This is a genomic window from Enterobacter bugandensis, from assembly GCF_900324475.1.
Lineage (GTDB): Bacteria > Pseudomonadota > Gammaproteobacteria > Enterobacterales > Enterobacteriaceae > Enterobacter > Enterobacter bugandensis.
This window is the reverse complement of sequence record NZ_LT992502.1, coordinates 1,356,419-1,371,719: the sequence shown is the minus strand read 5'-3', so window position 1 is coordinate 1,371,719 and position 15,301 is coordinate 1,356,419. Positions and strand designations below refer to the sequence as shown.

At 55.5% G+C, this 15,301-nt stretch carries 14 protein-coding genes; 10 read left to right on the top strand and 4 right to left on the bottom strand.

Translation table 11 applies throughout. The features are described from left to right. Nucleotides 1-10 precede the first annotated feature (10 nt). From kdpC to potE, 6 genes are all read left to right on the top strand, one after another. Entirely contained in the window at nt 11-586 is a 576-nt protein-coding gene (gene kdpC / locus DG357_RS06620) for a potassium-transporting ATPase subunit KdpC (protein WP_045261086.1), read from the top strand. Continuing rightward, nucleotides 587-3,274 (top strand): two-component system sensor histidine kinase KdpD, encoded by a 2,688-nt coding sequence (gene kdpD / locus DG357_RS06615; protein ID WP_088205149.1) that lies wholly within the window; start codon nt 587-589, stop codon nt 3,272-3,274. Continuing rightward, a complete protein-coding gene (gene kdpE, locus DG357_RS06610) occupies nt 3,271-3,948 on the top strand; it encodes a two-component system response regulator KdpE (RefSeq protein WP_008501074.1) in 678 nt (225 codons plus the stop codon). Before kdpD ends, kdpE begins: the two co-directional genes overlap by 4 nt. Before the next feature lie 278 nt (nt 3,949-4,226). Next, on the top strand, nt 4,227-4,331 hold the full coding sequence (speFL, locus tag DG357_RS06605; protein WP_003858645.1) for a leader peptide SpeFL: 105 nt from the start codon (nt 4,227-4,229) through the stop codon (nt 4,329-4,331). Between the two features lie 254 nt (nt 4,332-4,585). Beyond that, on the top strand, nt 4,586-6,784 hold the full coding sequence (gene speF, locus DG357_RS06600; protein ID WP_088205150.1) for an ornithine decarboxylase SpeF: 2,199 nt from the start codon (nt 4,586-4,588) through the stop codon (nt 6,782-6,784). Next, nucleotides 6,781-8,094, top strand: coding sequence for a putrescine-ornithine antiporter (potE, locus tag DG357_RS06595; protein ID WP_045630860.1), 1,314 nt, complete (start codon nt 6,781-6,783; stop codon nt 8,092-8,094). Before speF ends, potE begins: the two co-directional genes overlap by 4 nt. A 104-nt stretch (nt 8,095-8,198) precedes the next feature. On the opposite strand, the gene pgm is transcribed toward potE, so the two are convergent. Together pgm and seqA are read right to left on the bottom strand one after the other, a co-directional pair. Next, complete coding sequence (pgm, locus tag DG357_RS06590; protein WP_088205151.1) at nt 8,199-9,839, bottom strand: phosphoglucomutase (alpha-D-glucose-1,6-bisphosphate-dependent); 1,641 nt, start codon at nt 9,837-9,839, stop codon at nt 8,199-8,201. 24 nt (nt 9,840-9,863) lie between these two features. Further along, nucleotides 9,864-10,412 (bottom strand): replication initiation negative regulator SeqA, encoded by a 549-nt coding sequence (gene seqA, locus DG357_RS06585; protein ID WP_028012363.1) that lies wholly within the window; start codon nt 10,410-10,412, stop codon nt 9,864-9,866. A gap of 183 nt (nt 10,413-10,595) precedes the next feature. On the opposite strand from seqA, the gene ybfF reads away from it, so the two are divergent. The 4 genes from ybfF (at nt 10,596) to fur (ending at nt 13,205) form a co-directional block, all read left to right on the top strand. Beyond that, entirely contained in the window at nt 10,596-11,369 is a 774-nt protein-coding gene (gene ybfF / locus DG357_RS06580) for an esterase (RefSeq protein WP_088205152.1), read from the top strand. A gap of 128 nt (nt 11,370-11,497) precedes the next feature. After that, nucleotides 11,498-11,785 (top strand): LexA regulated protein, encoded by a 288-nt coding sequence (ybfE, locus tag DG357_RS06575; RefSeq protein ID WP_014883017.1) that lies wholly within the window; start codon nt 11,498-11,500, stop codon nt 11,783-11,785. A gap of 155 nt (nt 11,786-11,940) precedes the next feature. Beyond that, complete coding sequence (gene fldA / locus DG357_RS06570; RefSeq protein ID WP_008501067.1) at nt 11,941-12,471, top strand: flavodoxin FldA; 531 nt, start codon at nt 11,941-11,943, stop codon at nt 12,469-12,471. Between the two features lie 287 nt (nt 12,472-12,758). Continuing rightward, entirely contained in the window at nt 12,759-13,205 is a 447-nt protein-coding gene (gene fur, locus DG357_RS06565) for a ferric iron uptake transcriptional regulator (protein ID WP_028012361.1), read from the top strand. A 91-nt stretch (nt 13,206-13,296) separates the two neighbouring features. Here fur and chiQ read toward each other — a convergent pair whose 3' ends face one another. Both chiQ and chiP read right to left on the bottom strand, forming a co-directional pair. Continuing rightward, nucleotides 13,297-13,623: a ChiQ/YbfN family lipoprotein gene (gene chiQ, locus DG357_RS06560; RefSeq protein ID WP_028012360.1), complete on the bottom strand. Its 327-nt coding sequence runs from the start codon at nt 13,621-13,623 to the stop codon at nt 13,297-13,299. A gap of 47 nt (nt 13,624-13,670) precedes the next feature. Further along, entirely contained in the window at nt 13,671-15,068 is a 1,398-nt protein-coding gene (gene chiP / locus DG357_RS06555) for a chitoporin ChiP (RefSeq protein ID WP_028012359.1), read from the bottom strand. Nucleotides 15,069-15,301 lie beyond the last annotated feature (233 nt).

The window sequence follows — 15,301 nt, the reverse complement described above, 5'->3', positions numbered from 1 at the left end:
GGTGAATCAAATGACGATGTTACGCCCCGCTATACTTTTGTTTATTCTGCTGTCTCTCATTACCGGCGGGCTGTACCCGCTGGTAACCACCGCGCTGGGCCAGTGGTGGTTTAAGGATCAGGCCAACGGCTCGCTGATTATACAAAACGGCGAAAACCGCGGTTCACGCCTGATTGGTCAGAACTTTACGGATGCTCGCTACTTCCAGGGACGCCCTTCCGCCACTGCCGAAAGCCCGTATAATCCGATGGCATCCGGCGGCAGTAACCTGGCGGGCAGCAACCCGGAGCTGGACAAAGCCGTCGCTGAACGCGTGGCAACCCTGCGTGCCGCCAATCCTCAGGCCAGCCGCGAGGTGCCCGTAGAGCTGGTGACCGCCTCGGCCAGCGGGCTGGACTACAGCCTGACGCCGGCAGCGGTGGCCTGGCAGATCCCGCGCGTCGCCGCCGCCCGTCAGTTGACCGTGGAACAGGTGAGCAAGCTGGTGGCAGAGCACACGCAAAAGCCGCTGGTCAGCTTCATCGGCATGCCCGTGGTAAATATTGTTGAGCTGAATCTGGCGCTGGACGCGCTAAGGAAAAACTAAATGACCGACGAGCCCATGCGCCCGGATCCGGACAGGCTGCTTGAACAGACGGCTGAAGCCCATCGCGGCAAACTGAAAATTTTCTTTGGCGCCTGCGCGGGCGTCGGGAAAACCTTCGCCATGCTGACGGAAGCCCAGCGGCTTCGGGCGCAGGGGCTCGATATTCTGATCGGCGTGGTTGAAACCCACGGACGCAAAGAGACGGCATCGCTGCTGAAGGGGCTGGCTACCCAGCCGCCCCGCCGCATCAGCCACCGTGGTCGGTTAGTTACGGAGTTTGATATTGATGCCGCCCTCGCGCGCCGCCCTGCCCTTATCCTGATGGACGAACTGGCGCACAGCAATGCGCCAGGCTCACGCCATCCCAAACGCTGGCAGGATGTTGAAGAGCTGCTCGAGGCCGGCATTGATGTGTTCACGACGGTTAACGTTCAGCATCTTGAAAGCCTGAACGACGTGGTCAGCGGCGTGACCGGCATTCAGGTGCGCGAGACGGTGCCCGACCCGTTCTTTGATTCTGCCGATGAGGTGGTGCTGGTTGACCTGCCTCCTGACGATTTGCGCCAGCGCCTGCACGAAGGCAAGGTTTATATTGCCGGCCAGGCCGAGCGCGCCATCGAACATTTCTTCCGCAAAGGTAACCTGATTGCCCTGCGCGAGCTGGCCCTGCGGCGTACTGCCGATCGCGTTGACGATCAGATGCGCGCCTGGCGCGACCTGCAGGGACAGGAGCGCGTCTGGCACACGCGGGATGCTATTCTGCTGTGCGTGGGCCACGGCAGCGGCAATGAAAAACTGGTCCGCACCGCTGCGCGCCTGGCGGCCAAATTTGGCAGCGTCTGGCATGCGGTGTATGTCGAAACACCGCAGCTGCACGCTCTGCCCGAAAATCAGCGCCGCGCGATCCTGAGCTCGCTGCGCCTGGCGCAGGAGCTGGGTGCCGAAACCGCTACCCTTTCCGATCCGCAGGAAGATAAGGCCATTCTGCGCTACGCGCGGGAGCATAACCTGGGGAAAATTGTCATTGGCCGCCGCCAGCATCGCCGCTGGTTTAGCCGCGAATCCTTTGCCGACAAACTGGCCCGCCGCGCGCCGGATCTGGACCTGGTGATCGTGGCGCTGGACGATAAACCTGCTCCCCTCCCCAGCCGCGCGCCGGACAGCCGGGCCTTCAGCGATAAATGGCGCATTCAGCTCCGCGGCTGCCTTGTCGCCGTCGTGCTCTGCGCCCTGATCACTATAATCGCCAGCAAATGGCTGATTGCCTTCGACGCGGCCAACCTTGTGATGATCTACCTGCTGGGCGTGGTAGTGGTGGCGCTCTTTTACGGACGCTGGCCGTCGGTACTGGCGACGGTTATTAACGTCATCAGCTTCGATCTGTTCTTTATTGCCCCCCGCGGGACGCTCGCCGTCTCGGACGTACAGTACATCCTCACCTTCGCCGTGATGCTTACCGTCGGGCTGGTGATCGGGAACTTAACGGCTGGCGTGCGCTACCAGGCGCGTATCGCCCGCTATCGCGAACAGCGCACGCGGCATCTTTATGAGATGTCGAAATCGCTGGCGGTAGGCCGCACGCCGCTGGATATTGTGCAGACCAGCGAGCAGTTTATTCGCTCGACCTTTCATGCCAGCAACCTGATTTTACTCCCGGACGATCACGGCAAGCTGCGCCCGCTGACGTCGGCCTCGGGCATGACGCCCTGGGACGAAGCCATCGCCCGCTGGAGCTTTGATAAAGGGCTACCGGCGGGTGCAGGGACCGACACCCTGCCCGGCGTGCCCTATCAAATTCTGCCCCTGCGCAGCGCCGATAAAAACCTGGGGCTGGTTATCGTGGAGCCCTCTAATCTGCGCCAGCTGATGATCCCCGAACAACAGCGACTGCTGGAGACCTTTACGCTGCTGGTTGCCAGCGCGCTGGAAAGGCTGGCCCTCACCGCCAGCGAAGAGCAGGCCCGGCTGGCAAGCGAGCGCGAAAGCATTCGTAACTCGCTGCTGGCGGCGCTATCACACGACCTGCGCACACCTCTTACCGTCCTGTTTGGCCAGTCGGAAATCCTGACGCTGGACCTGGCAGCGGAAGGTTCAAAACACGCCATGCAGGCCAGCGAAATCCGTCAGCACGTGCTCAATACCACGCGTCTGGTGAATAACCTGCTCGATATGGCGCGGATCCAGTCAGGCGGTTTTAACCTCAAAAAAGAGTGGCTCACGCTTGAAGAGGTGGTGGGCAGCGCGCTGAAAATGCTCGAACCCGGCCTCGGTGGGCGGCATATTGCGCTGAACATGCCCGAGCCCCTGACGTTAATTCACGTCGACGGTCCGCTGTTTGAACGAGTGTTAATTAATCTGCTGGAAAACGCCGGCAAATATGCGGGTCCCAGCGCCCGGATTGGGGTGGATGCGACGGTGGTCGATGGCACGCTTCGTCTTGACGTCTGGGATACCGGGCCGGGCATTCCTGCCGGACAGGAGATGGCTATTTTCGAAAAATTCGCACGCGGCAATAAGGAGTCTGCCATCCCGGGCGTGGGGCTGGGGCTGGCGATTTGTCAGGCAATAATTGATGTTCATGGCGGAACCATTTTCGCGGAGAATCGTCCGGAAGGCGGCGCGCGTTTTTGTGTTACACTTCCTCTGGAAACCCCGCCGGAACTGAATGAATTACCAGAGGATTTGTGATCAACGTTCTGATTGTTGAAGATGAGATCGCCATTAGCCGGTTTCTGCGCGCAGCGCTGGAAGGCGATGGTCTGCGCGTTCATGATGCGGGTACGCTTCAGCGGGGGCTAATTGAAGCCGCGACCCGCAAGCCGGACCTGGTGATCCTCGATCTTGGCCTGCCGGACGGTGACGGCATCGATTTTATCCGCGAGGTACGTCAGTGGAGCCAGATGCCTATTCTGGTGCTCTCCGCCCGTACTGAAGAGACGGATAAAATCGCCGCGCTGGATGCCGGGGCGGACGACTATCTGATAAAACCTTTTGGTATCGGCGAGCTACAGGCTCGCCTGCGCGTGGCCCTGCGCCGCCACAGCGCAACCACGCCTGCTGACCCAACCTACACGTTTGGGGATATCCGGGTTGATCTGGCCGCGCGGCGTATTGTGCGCGGTGAAGAAGAAATCCATCTCACGCCAATCGAGTTTCGCCTGCTCGCCGTGCTGCTTAATAATCACGGTAAAGTACTCACCCAGCGCCAGCTGTTAAGTCAGGTGTGGGGACCCAACGCGGTGGAGCATAGTCACTATTTACGCATATATATGGGACATCTTCGCCAGAAACTTGAAGTTGACCCCGCGCGCCCCCGTCATTTATTAACTGAAACCGGTATCGGTTATCGGTTTATGCTTTGAATAACTATTCAATTTATTTTTAAATAAAAACGAAACCTCTCAGAAAATATTTCACAAATATCCCAACCGTTATTTTTTTGATTATTTACGCTCGCATCAAACATTCACAACACAATCTATTAACGTGACACTAACAATTCAGAATTTTGATCTGCATTATTCATCAAAAACGACTAATTATTTCTGAAATGATCGGTTAATGGTGATCTGCTTCACGGTTAATCGCCTTTGCCTGGATAAAATGACCATGCTTTCAATTACTGAAAGGAAAATGAAACATGGAAAACAACAATCGCTTAATGCCCCATATAAGGCGGACAACGCATATTATGATGTTTGCCCACCGAAACTGCTTTGACTTTCATCTCTTTAATGCCCGGTAGTCCTTCGACTTCTGGCGCACTCGCTTACAGGTTATCATGAAACACCTTAACTTACAGGCAATTGCCTGTGAACTCGTGCGCTCATTCATCTTGATTCAGACTAATCCGCACCGGGCGAACTGAATTTCAATCATCAAAAAAGCAATTCACTGATTTTAATCAGCGGCTACCCATTGCTTTTTTTCCGGAAAATTATCGATTTCTTTCTTGCAAGAAATCGAGGGACGCTTATTACCTAAAATAAAGAGAGAAAGATGAAAAATTTAAAAATCGCAGCCAGCCGTGCATGTCCGGACTGCTTTACTACCCAGCGTGAAGTGGTGGATGTCCGCGCTTCTGATTATATTGATGTTGCAGCCATTGTTCTGGCGGTCACGGATATTGCCAGCGGTATCCTGGAAGAAATAGAAGCTACCGGTTTTGGCATTCCCGTATTTGTGGCGACGCACAAAGAAGAGATCATCCCGACAGATTATTTATCGCGCATTCACGGCGTATTTGAGCATTCAGACACCAGCAAAGACTTTTATGGACGCCAGCTGGAAGCGGCCGCGCAGAAGTATGAAACCCAGCTGCGCCCGCCGTTTTTCCGCGCCCTTGTCGACTACGTGAAGCAGGGCAACAGCGCGTTTGACTGCCCGGGGCATCAGGGCGGGCAGTTTTTCCGCCGTCATCCTGCCGGCAATCAGTTTGTCGATTTCTTTGGCGAGACGTTGTTCCGCTCCGATCTGTGCAACGCCGACGTGGCGATGGGGGATCTGCTGATCCACGAAGGCGCACCGTGCATTGCCCAGCAGCATGCGGCAAAAGTCTTTAACGCCGATAAGACCTACTTCGTGCTGAATGGCACCTCGTCGTCCAACAAAGTGGTGCTTAACGCCCTGCTCACCCCAGGCGATCTGGTGCTGTTCGACCGTAACAACCACAAATCTAACCACCACGGTGCCCTCCTCCAGGCTGGCGCAACGCCGGTCTATCTGGAAACCGCGCGCAACCCGTACGGCTTTATCGGCGGCATTGACGCGCACTGCTTTGAGGAGAGCTACCTGCGTGAACGGGTGGCAGAGGTGGCGCCTGGCCGTGCACGCGATGCGCGTCCGTTCCGTCTGGCGGTGATCCAGCTGGGCACCTACGATGGCACCATCTACAACGCCCGTCAGGTGGTGGATAAGATTGGGCACCTGTGTGATTACATCCTGTTTGACTCGGCCTGGGTGGGTTACGAGCAGTTTATTCCGATGATGGCCGACTGCTCGCCGCTGCTGCTGGAGCTGAACGAAAACGATCCGGGGATTCTGGTCACCCAGTCCGTGCATAAACAGCAGGCGGGCTTCTCGCAAACCTCGCAAATTCACAAGAAGGACAGCCACATCAAAGGCCAGCAGCGCTATGTCCCACATAAGCGGCTCAACAATGCCTTTATGATGCACGCCTCCACCAGCCCGTTTTATCCGCTGTTTGCCGCGCTGGACATTAACGCCCGCATGCATGAGGGGCAAAGCGGCCGCAACATGTGGATGGACTGCGTGGTGACGGGCATTGAGGCGCGCAAGCTGATCCTGGAGAACTGCCGATTTATTCGTCCATTTGTGCCCGCGACGGTGGATGGCCGCGCGTGGGAAAGCTGGGACACGGCAGAGATTGCAACCGATCTGCGCTTCTTCCATTTCGTACCGGGTGAACGCTGGCACGCTTTTGAAGGCTACGCTGAGCATCAGTATTTTATCGACCCGTGCAAGCTGCTGCTGACCACGCCGGGCATTAACGCCCGCACCGGGGAGTATGACGACTTCGGCGTGCCCGCCACCATTCTCGCCAACTTCCTGCGTGAAAACGGCATCGTGCCGGAAAAATGCGATCTCAACTCGATCCTGTTCCTGCTTACCCCTGCGGAGGACATGGGCAAGCTGCAGCAGCTGGTCGCCCAACTGGTGCACTTCGAAAAACTGCTTGAGAGCGATGTGCCGCTGAAAGACGTCCTGCCCTCCCTCTACAAACAGCATCCGGAACGTTACGCGGGTTACACCCTGCGCCAGATCTGCCAGGAAATGCACGATCTGTACGCCCGCCATAACGTGAAGCAGCTGCAAAAAGAGATGTTCCGCAAGTCTCACTTCCCGCGCGTGATGATGAACCCGCAAGAGGCGAACTACGCCTACCTGCGCGGTGAGGTCGAGCTGGTCTCCCTGCGCGACGCGGAAGGCCGCATCGCCGCCGAAGGTGCGCTCCCTTACCCACCGGGGGTACTGTGCGTGGTTCCAGGGGAAGTCTGGGGCGGTTCCGTGCTGCGCTACTTTGCCGCGCTGGAAGAAGGCATCAACCTGCTGCCGGGCTTCGCGCCGGAGCTGCAGGGCGTGTACGTCGAGGAGTGTGACGGTCGCAAACAGGTTCGCTGCTACGTCATCAAACAATCCGCTGCTCAGCCATCGCTGCTGAAAGGAGAAAAATTATGAGCAAGTCGAATAAGATGGGCGTGGTGCAGCTGACTATCCTCACCATGGTTAACATGATGGGCTCCGGGATTATCATGCTGCCCACCAAGCTTGCCGAGGTGGGGACCATCTCTATCATCTCCTGGCTGGTGACGGCTGTCGGATCGATGGCGCTGGCGTGGGCGTTTGCCAAGTGCGGGATGTTCAGCCGCAAGTCAGGCGGCATGGGCGGATATGCCGAGTACGCCTTCGGCAAGTCCGGCAACTTTATGGCGAACTATACCTATGGGGTGTCGCTGCTGATCGCCAACGTGGCGATTGCCATCTCCGCCGTGGGCTACGGTACGGAGCTGTTTGGCGCGACGCTCAGCCCGGTGCAAATTGGGCTGGCGACGATCGGCGTGCTGTGGATCTGTACCGTCGCCAACTTTGGCGGCGCGCGCATCACCGGACAGCTCAGCAGCATTACCGTCTGGGGCGTGATCATCCCGGTGGTCGGTCTGTGCATCATCGGCTGGTTCTGGTTTAGCCCGACGCTGTACGCCAACTCCTGGAACCCGCACCATGTGCCGTTCTTCACTGCCGTGGGCTCGTCTATCGCCATGACGCTCTGGGCTTTCCTTGGCCTGGAATCCGCCTGCGCAAATGCGGAAGTGGTGGAAAACCCGGAGAAGAACGTGCCGATTGCGGTTCTCGGCGGGACGCTGGGCGCGGCGGTGATCTATATCGTTTCAACCAACGTGATAGCGGGGATCGTGCCAAACATGGATCTGGCTAACTCCACGGCACCGTTCGGACTGGCCTTTGCGCAGATGTTCACCCCGGAAGTCGGGAAAGTGATCATGGGGTTGATGGTGATGTCCTGCTGCGGATCGCTGCTTGGCTGGCAGTTCACCATTGCACAGGTTTTTAAATCTTCGGCAGATGAAGGCTATTTCCCGAAAATCTTCTCCCGCGTGACCAAAGCCGATGCGCCGGTGCAGGGTATGCTGGCAATTGTCATCTTCCAGAGCGGATTATCGCTAATGACCATCAGCCCGTCGCTGAACAGCCAGTTCAACGTGCTGGTCAACCTGGCGGTGGTGACGAACATCATCCCGTATATTCTGTCGATGGCGGCGCTGGCGATCATTCAGAAGGTGGCGAAGGTGGATCCGCACAAAGCGCGAGTAGCGAATATCGTGGCGCTGGTTGGGGCGATATACAGCTTCTATGCACTCTACTCGTCTGGCCAGGAGGCGATGCTGTACGGGGCGATAGTGACCTTTATGGGCTGGACGCTGTACGGTCTGGTGTCGCCGAGATTTGAATTGAAGAACAAACACAGTTAGGTAAAAGCAAAACGGCAACCCTGAGGTTGCCGTTTTTAGTGTTTTCTCCCTCTCCCCGTGGGAGAGGGCCGGGGTGAGGGCATCAGCCCGCACCAGAACACGACTTATGCGTTTTTCAGCACTTCGCTGACAATCTCTACCGCTTCTTTCTCAATCTGCTGGCGATGCTCAGCGCCGAGGAAGCTTTCGCAATAGATCTTGTACGCATCTTCCGTACCGGACGGACGCGCGGCGAACCAGCCATTTTCGGTCATCACTTTCAGGCCGCCGATAGACGCACCGTTACCCGGTGCCGCCGTCAGACGCGCGGTGATCGGATCGCCTGCCAGAGTGCTTGCGCTCACCATCTCCGGAGAGAGTTTGGACAAAGCCGCTTTTTGCGCAGAGGTCGCGCCAGCCTGAATACGGTTATAGCTTGGTGCACCAAAGCGTGCAGCCAGCTCGTTGTAATGTTCCTGCGGGTTTTTACCGGTAACCGCGGTAATCTCCGCCGCCAGCAGGCACATGATGATGCCGTCTTTATCGGTTGACCACGGGGTGCCGTCGAAACGCAGGAAGGACGCGCCTGCGCTCTCTTCGCCGCCGAAGCCAAAGCTGCCGTCGTGCAGACCGTCAACGAACCACTTGAAGCCTACCGGCACTTCCACCAGCTTGCGGCCCAGCGCGTCCACCACGCGGTCGATCATCGCAGAAGAGACGAGCGTTTTACCGACAGCCACCTCTTTGCCCCACTGCGGACGGTGCTGGAACAGGTAGTTGATCGCAACAGCCAGATAGTGGTTCGGGTTCATCAGCCCGGCAGGGGTGACGATGCCGTGACGGTCATAGTCCGGGTCGTTAGCAAACGCCAGGTCGAATTTATCGCGCAGCGCCAGCAGGCCCGCCATCGCGCATTCGGAGGAGCAGTCCATACGGATCGCGCCGTCTTTGTCCAGGTGCATAAAGCGGAAGGTCTGATCGACGTGATCGTTCACGATGATCAGATCCAGCTTGTAGTGCTCGGCGATGCGCTTCCAGTACTCAATACCGGAGCCGCCCAGCGGATCCACGCCCAACTTCAGGCCAGCTTTCTGAATCGCCGCCATATCGACGATATCCGCCAGCCCTTCCACAAACGGCTGAACCAGATCCTGCTCTTTCACGTGGCCGGAAGCCATCGCCTCATCAAGAGAAATACGTTTAACGCCTTTCAGACCGTCGGCCAGCAGCGCGTTTGCACGATCTTCCACCACTTTGGTGACGTTAGTGTCAGCCGGGCCGCCGTTAGGCGGGTTGTATTTGATACCACCGTCTTCCGGCGGGTTGTGGGATGGCGTGATGACGATACCGTCAGCCTGCGCGCCACCTTTTTTATTGTGCACAAGGATCGCGTTTGATACCGCCGGTGTTGGAGTAAACCCATTGTTCTCCTGAACAATCACGTCAACACCGTTCGCCGCCAGCACTTCCAGCACGGAAATAAACGCCGGTTCAGACAGCGCATGGGTATCTTTGCCCACGTAGCACGGACCGGTAACGCCGTTTTTAGCGCGCTCTTCCGCAATGGCCTGAGCAATGGCCAGAATGTGCGGTTCGTTAAAGCTGTGGCGCGCCGCGCTGCCGCGGTGACCAGATGTACCAAACTTCACTGAGTGTTCTGCGTTGCCCACGACCGGTTTCAGCACGTAATACTGCGCGGTCAGCTGAGCGACGTTAATCAAATCGCTTTGTTGTGCAGGTTGGCCTGCACGGCTGTGATTTGCCATTACCGGGTCCTTATGATGCAAGGGTTAAATTGTACCGCAAACCTTTTCAATCAATTCCGCCGGGAACTGCATGGACTGCATGATGTGTTCAATCATGCTGCACTTGCGGCCCGTATTGGTATTGGTGATCACCCAGTACGGAGTGCCAGGGACATGTTTAGGTTTGGTTTGATTGCCATTTTGCAGCAGCGTCTGCTCGTCGCCCGCGAAATAGACGCGGGTACGGCCGTGCAGCGACTCGGTCGCTTCAGCAAACGCTTTGTTATCCAGGGAGTAAAGTGTAGACAGCACCAGCATAAAACGGTTAACCGCCTTTTTCTGCTCCGCATATTCGTCGGAGAGCAGCAGTTCGCGCATCGCGCGCACTTTATCTTTTACCGGCGTCACGGCAGGTTTTGCTTGTGCAGCAACGCTCGGCTGAGACACGACATCTTTGGTAACTGGGGTGGCAGGCTGTGAAGCGGCGGAAATTTTAAGCATGCGCCGTAAAATGTCGGACGCGCTCTCCCCGATATGCCGCGTCTGGCTGGCAATATACTGATAGAGTTCGTCATCAACTTCGATTGTTTTCATCTTAATCCAGTGCGATATCTTATCTGAATACAAGTCATTGGGATTATAAGGTCAAATCCCAACAGCGGATAGCGTCAAACCAGGTTGGCGGCAAAAGTCAGATTAAACTGGAACCTTGCAGCCGGGCGGCAGAATGGTCAACATGATACCCTAACCTGACATACGTAAAAAAAGAACTTTGCCATGAAATTGAATACCCGAGCGCAAACTGCACAATCGCCGAACAATAATTCCCCCATCGTGCTGGTTCATGGACTTTTTGGCAGCCTGGATAACCTGGGCGTGCTGGCCCGCGATTTGGTTACCGATCACGATATTTTACAGGTCGATATGCGCAACCACGGGCTTTCCGGCCGCTCAGACGAAATGACCTATGCGGCAATGGCGCAGGATCTGCTGGATACGCTGGACGCGCACAACCTGCAGAAGGTGACCCTCATCGGGCATTCAATGGGCGGTAAAGCGGTTATGGCGCTCACCGCGCTGGCGCCAGAGCGAATTTCCGGGCTTGTGGTGATTGACGTTGCGCCTGTGGGTTACGACGTTCGCCGTCACGATGAGATTTTCGCGGCGATCAATGCCGTAACCGAAGCTGGCGTTTCCACTCGTCAGCAGGCGGCAGCGGTTATGCGTGAGCATCTTGATGAAGAAGGCGTGGTGCAGTTCCTTTTGAAGTCGTTTGTTGACGGGCAGTGGCGTTTTAACGTGCCGGTGCTGTGGGACCAGTACAACAACATCGTGGGCTGGGAAACCGTTCCCACCTGGCCACACCCTGCCCTCTTTATTCGCGGCGGTAACTCTCCTTATATTACCGACGCGTACCGCGACACGCTGCTGGCACAATTCCCGCAGGCGCGCGCCCACGTCATTGCCGGTGCCGGACACTGGGTGCATGCGGAAAAACCTGATGCTGTACTGCGCGCCATTCGCCGCTATCTCGCTGATACTGCAAATTGATTAAAAAGAGAGCGACTGGAAGATGACGGGCTTCCAGTCGTTGGCGTGCCGTTTTTGGTGATGTATGATGGCGCGCTTATCGCCCGGGCTTTAGCAGGGCGGCGTGTTTCCCCCGAAGTCTCATAATCATGGCCAAAGAACAAACGGACCGTACGACACTAGATCTGTTCGCGAATGAGCGTCGACCGGGACGACCGAAAACGAATCCGCTTTCGCGCGATGAACAGCTGCGTATCAATAAACGCAATCAGCTTAAACGCGATAAAAATCGTGGGCTTAAGCGTGTCGAACTGAAGCTCAACGCCGACGCGGTCGATGCGCTTAACGAGCTGGCAGAGGCGCGTAACATCAGCCGCAGCGAGCTTATTGAAGAGATGCTCATCGCCCAACTCGAGACGCTGCGCAGCCAGGCATAAGTCTGAAAAACCCCTTTATCGCCCTTTTCATGTAGCACAGAGTGCAGTCCTGCGCGATAGCGGTTTCCGCAGGGTTGCCAGTTCTGCTATTATTGCCCTTATCCGTGGCCGAATTGCGCCACCATACCATTAAGTTTCAAGAGGTTATTTTACTCATGGCAATCATCGGCATTTTCTTCGGCAGTGATACCGGCAATACCGAAAATATCGCAAAAAACATTCAGAAACAGCTCGGTAAAGACGTTGCTGATGTGCATGACATCGCCAAGAGCAGCAAAGAAGATCTCGAGGGCTATGACATTCTGCTGCTGGGTATTCCAACCTGGTACTATGGTGAAGCCCAGTGCGACTGGGACGATTTCTTCCCGACGCTGGAAGAGGTGGACTTCAACGGCAAGCTGGTTGCCCTGTTCGGTTGTGGCGATCAGGAAGATTACGCCGAGTACTTCTGTGATGCGCTGGGGACGATTCGCGACATCATTGAGCCTAATGGCGCGGTTATTGTGGGCCACTGGCCGACTGCCGGTTACCACTTCGAAGCCTCTAAAGGCCTGGCCGATGACGATCATTTTGTCGGACTTGCCATTGACGAAGACCGTCAGCCAGAACTGACCGCAGAGCGTGTAGAGAAGTGGGTTAAGCAGATCCGCGAAGAACTGCATCTGGACGATATTCTCAACGCCTGATTTTTTACGGCGCAACGCGGGTTGCGCCCTTTTCCAGGTAAAACCGATTAAATTAATTGCTACAAACTTTTAACTTTTTCGCCCAGACCTGTACAATGTCTCCCTGGCAAAATGTGGTTTCCTTTGAGCAAGTTTGTAGGTGATACCACGTTTTTATAAGCATACTTTGCCTGAGACTTGCAGTTTTCATTTAGGCATGGCAGTTCTATAATGAGACGCATTATCCCAGGTGCATTTTCTGTCACTTCCCAGAGAAGTGAATCGTTTAGCAACAGGACAGATTCCGCATGACTGACAACAACACCGCATTAAAGAAGGCTGGCCTGAAAGTAACGCTTCCTCGGTTAAAAATCCTGGAAGTGCTTCAGGGTCCAGACAATCACCATGTCAGTGCGGAAGACCTTTATAAACGTCTTATCGACATGGGTGAAGAGATTGGGCTGGCCACCGTATATCGCGTGCTGAACCAGTTTGATGACGCGGGCATTGTTACCCGTCATAATTTCGAAGGCGGTAAATCTGTATTCGAACTGACCCAGCAGCATCACCACGATCACCTGATCTGCCTCGATTGCGGCAAGGTCATTGAATTTAGCGATGATTCCATCGAAGCGCGTCAGCGTGAAATCGCAGCTCGTCATGGCATTCGCCTGACCAACCACAGCCTGTACCTTTACGGTCACTGCGCTGAAGGGGATTGCCGCGAGAATGAACACGCTCACGACACAAAATAAGTTAGCGTTCATACTCTGAGCCAGCCGTAAGGTTGGCTTTTTTTTGCCTGAAAAAAGCCCGGTAAGCAAAGTGCACCGGGCGTAGAGCAACTTATTTGTTGTTATTGCGTATCTCGTTCCAGATTTTATCGCAACGCTTCGCCACTTCCTGATCGTTACCGGTTTTACGTGCCTGAATGCAGGCCTGATAATCCATCACGCGAACATTCTCCTGCGTCGCGAACGCCTCATGCGCTTTCTCTTTCTTTAACACATTTAGCACGCTCTGGCAGGCTTCAATTTTCTCAGGCGATCCTTCCGCGGTATTAATACAGGCGCTATACGCCTCCTTCAGACGGGCGTCCTCTTTCGGCGCCTGAGTCTGAACACACGCCACCAGCCCTGATGCCATCAGCGCGACGATTACGATTTTTTTCATCATATGCAGTCTCCAGACCGGCGGGACTCAGCCCGCCGGTGTGCTCATCAGAAGATGGTGAATGGGGCGATAACCATGAATTTGACGTCACGTTCATCCTGGAAGATGTTGCCGTAACCGCCCGCATAGCTTGGGATATCGGAGTGGTTGTCATACTGCGTAAAGTGCAGCTTGAACATCGTGCCTTTCGCGCGGCCATCCTGCAGGGTGTAGATAGCATCCAGGCTGTAGGAGGACTCTTTCAGGCGATAGTTTGGATCGTAGTACGCATCCGGCGTCGCCATGTCTGCTGGTTTTGCATCCCAGGCGTAAGCGTAAGAAGCGCCCACCGCCCAGCCCGGCAGGTTCCAGTTTTTCAGGTCATACATGGCGCCGAAGAAGACCGCTTTCTCGCCGTCGGCGTTGAAGTCTGAGCGGTTATCCCACCAGATATCCAGACGACCGTTGGATGAGGCATAGGTCGGCGTCATACGCTGCAGGAAGTAGCCCTGCTGCCCTTCAGCCTTCACCCATGTGCCTTCCAGACGCAAATCAACCTGACCGACCTTATAGCCGAAGGTTAACGCCTGCAGCCACGCGGTGCCGTTATAAATGTCGTTTACGCTGCCATCGCTGACCTTATCGCGCGTACCGTAGAACTGGTAGCTAGTGCTCAGCGGACTACCGGCGATATCAAATTTGTAGCTGGCTTTAGCAAAATACTGATCGATATAGCCTTCCGCCTGACCAAATGCGGCTTCCAGAACCAGATCGTTTTTGAAATCGTACTTCGCGCCCAGCGAGTGGAGGTAATCGACTTTGGTTTTCTTATCGTTCTGGTAGAACTTGTCCATCTCAATGTGCCACGGCGCTTTGTACTCGTTGGTCCACATATAGGAGAAGCTCAACGCACCTGCATCACCGTAGTCAAAATTAGCCCCGGCTTCTGCCCCCTGATAGGTACCAGGCATAAAGCTCCAGTGCGGCGCTAACAGCGTCTGGCCGGTTGGCTGAATATAGCCCCCACGCGCCCATACCGGGCCGTATTTGAATTTCGCTGCGGCCTTATAAAGGCTGATACCGCTTTTATCCCCTGACCAGTCTTCGTCATAGGCTTTATTACTGGAGGAGAAGGCAATTTCGTTCGGGTGGCCGCTGTCGCCATTTTCAGCCATTTCAATCGCCGTAAACGCGGCAATATCCAGACCGAACATATCGGCGGCGTAGCCTGACTGGAAGTCCAGGTTGGCGTTCCAGGTAGAGTGAGAGAGGTTGGTTTTGTATTTATCTTCTGTGACATCTTTACGGTCACGTTCGCGCTGCCAGTAATAAATACCGCCAGTGAGGGTAGAATCTTCGATGAAACCTGCTGCTTTTGCCTCTGGTGTCACCACCAGGCCCGACATTGCTGTCACACCGGCAATAGCCAGCGCCAGCGCACTACGTTTGCCACTGAACGTACGCATAGATTATTCCTCTTTGACGAATTAAAACGCCTTAAACGGCGAAAATATAAAAGACCAAAAGGCCAGGGGTAGTTATAAATACCCTCGAATTAACTACCGTCTTTAGGTTATTTTTCGCGACGCGAATTATCAATGCTTTTCAGTGGGCAAAAGTCAGGATTATGACGAAGTGCACATAATTGGTAGTGCTTTGTAACATTTGGCCGGATGCGAGGTGTGGCGGGGGTAGAGCC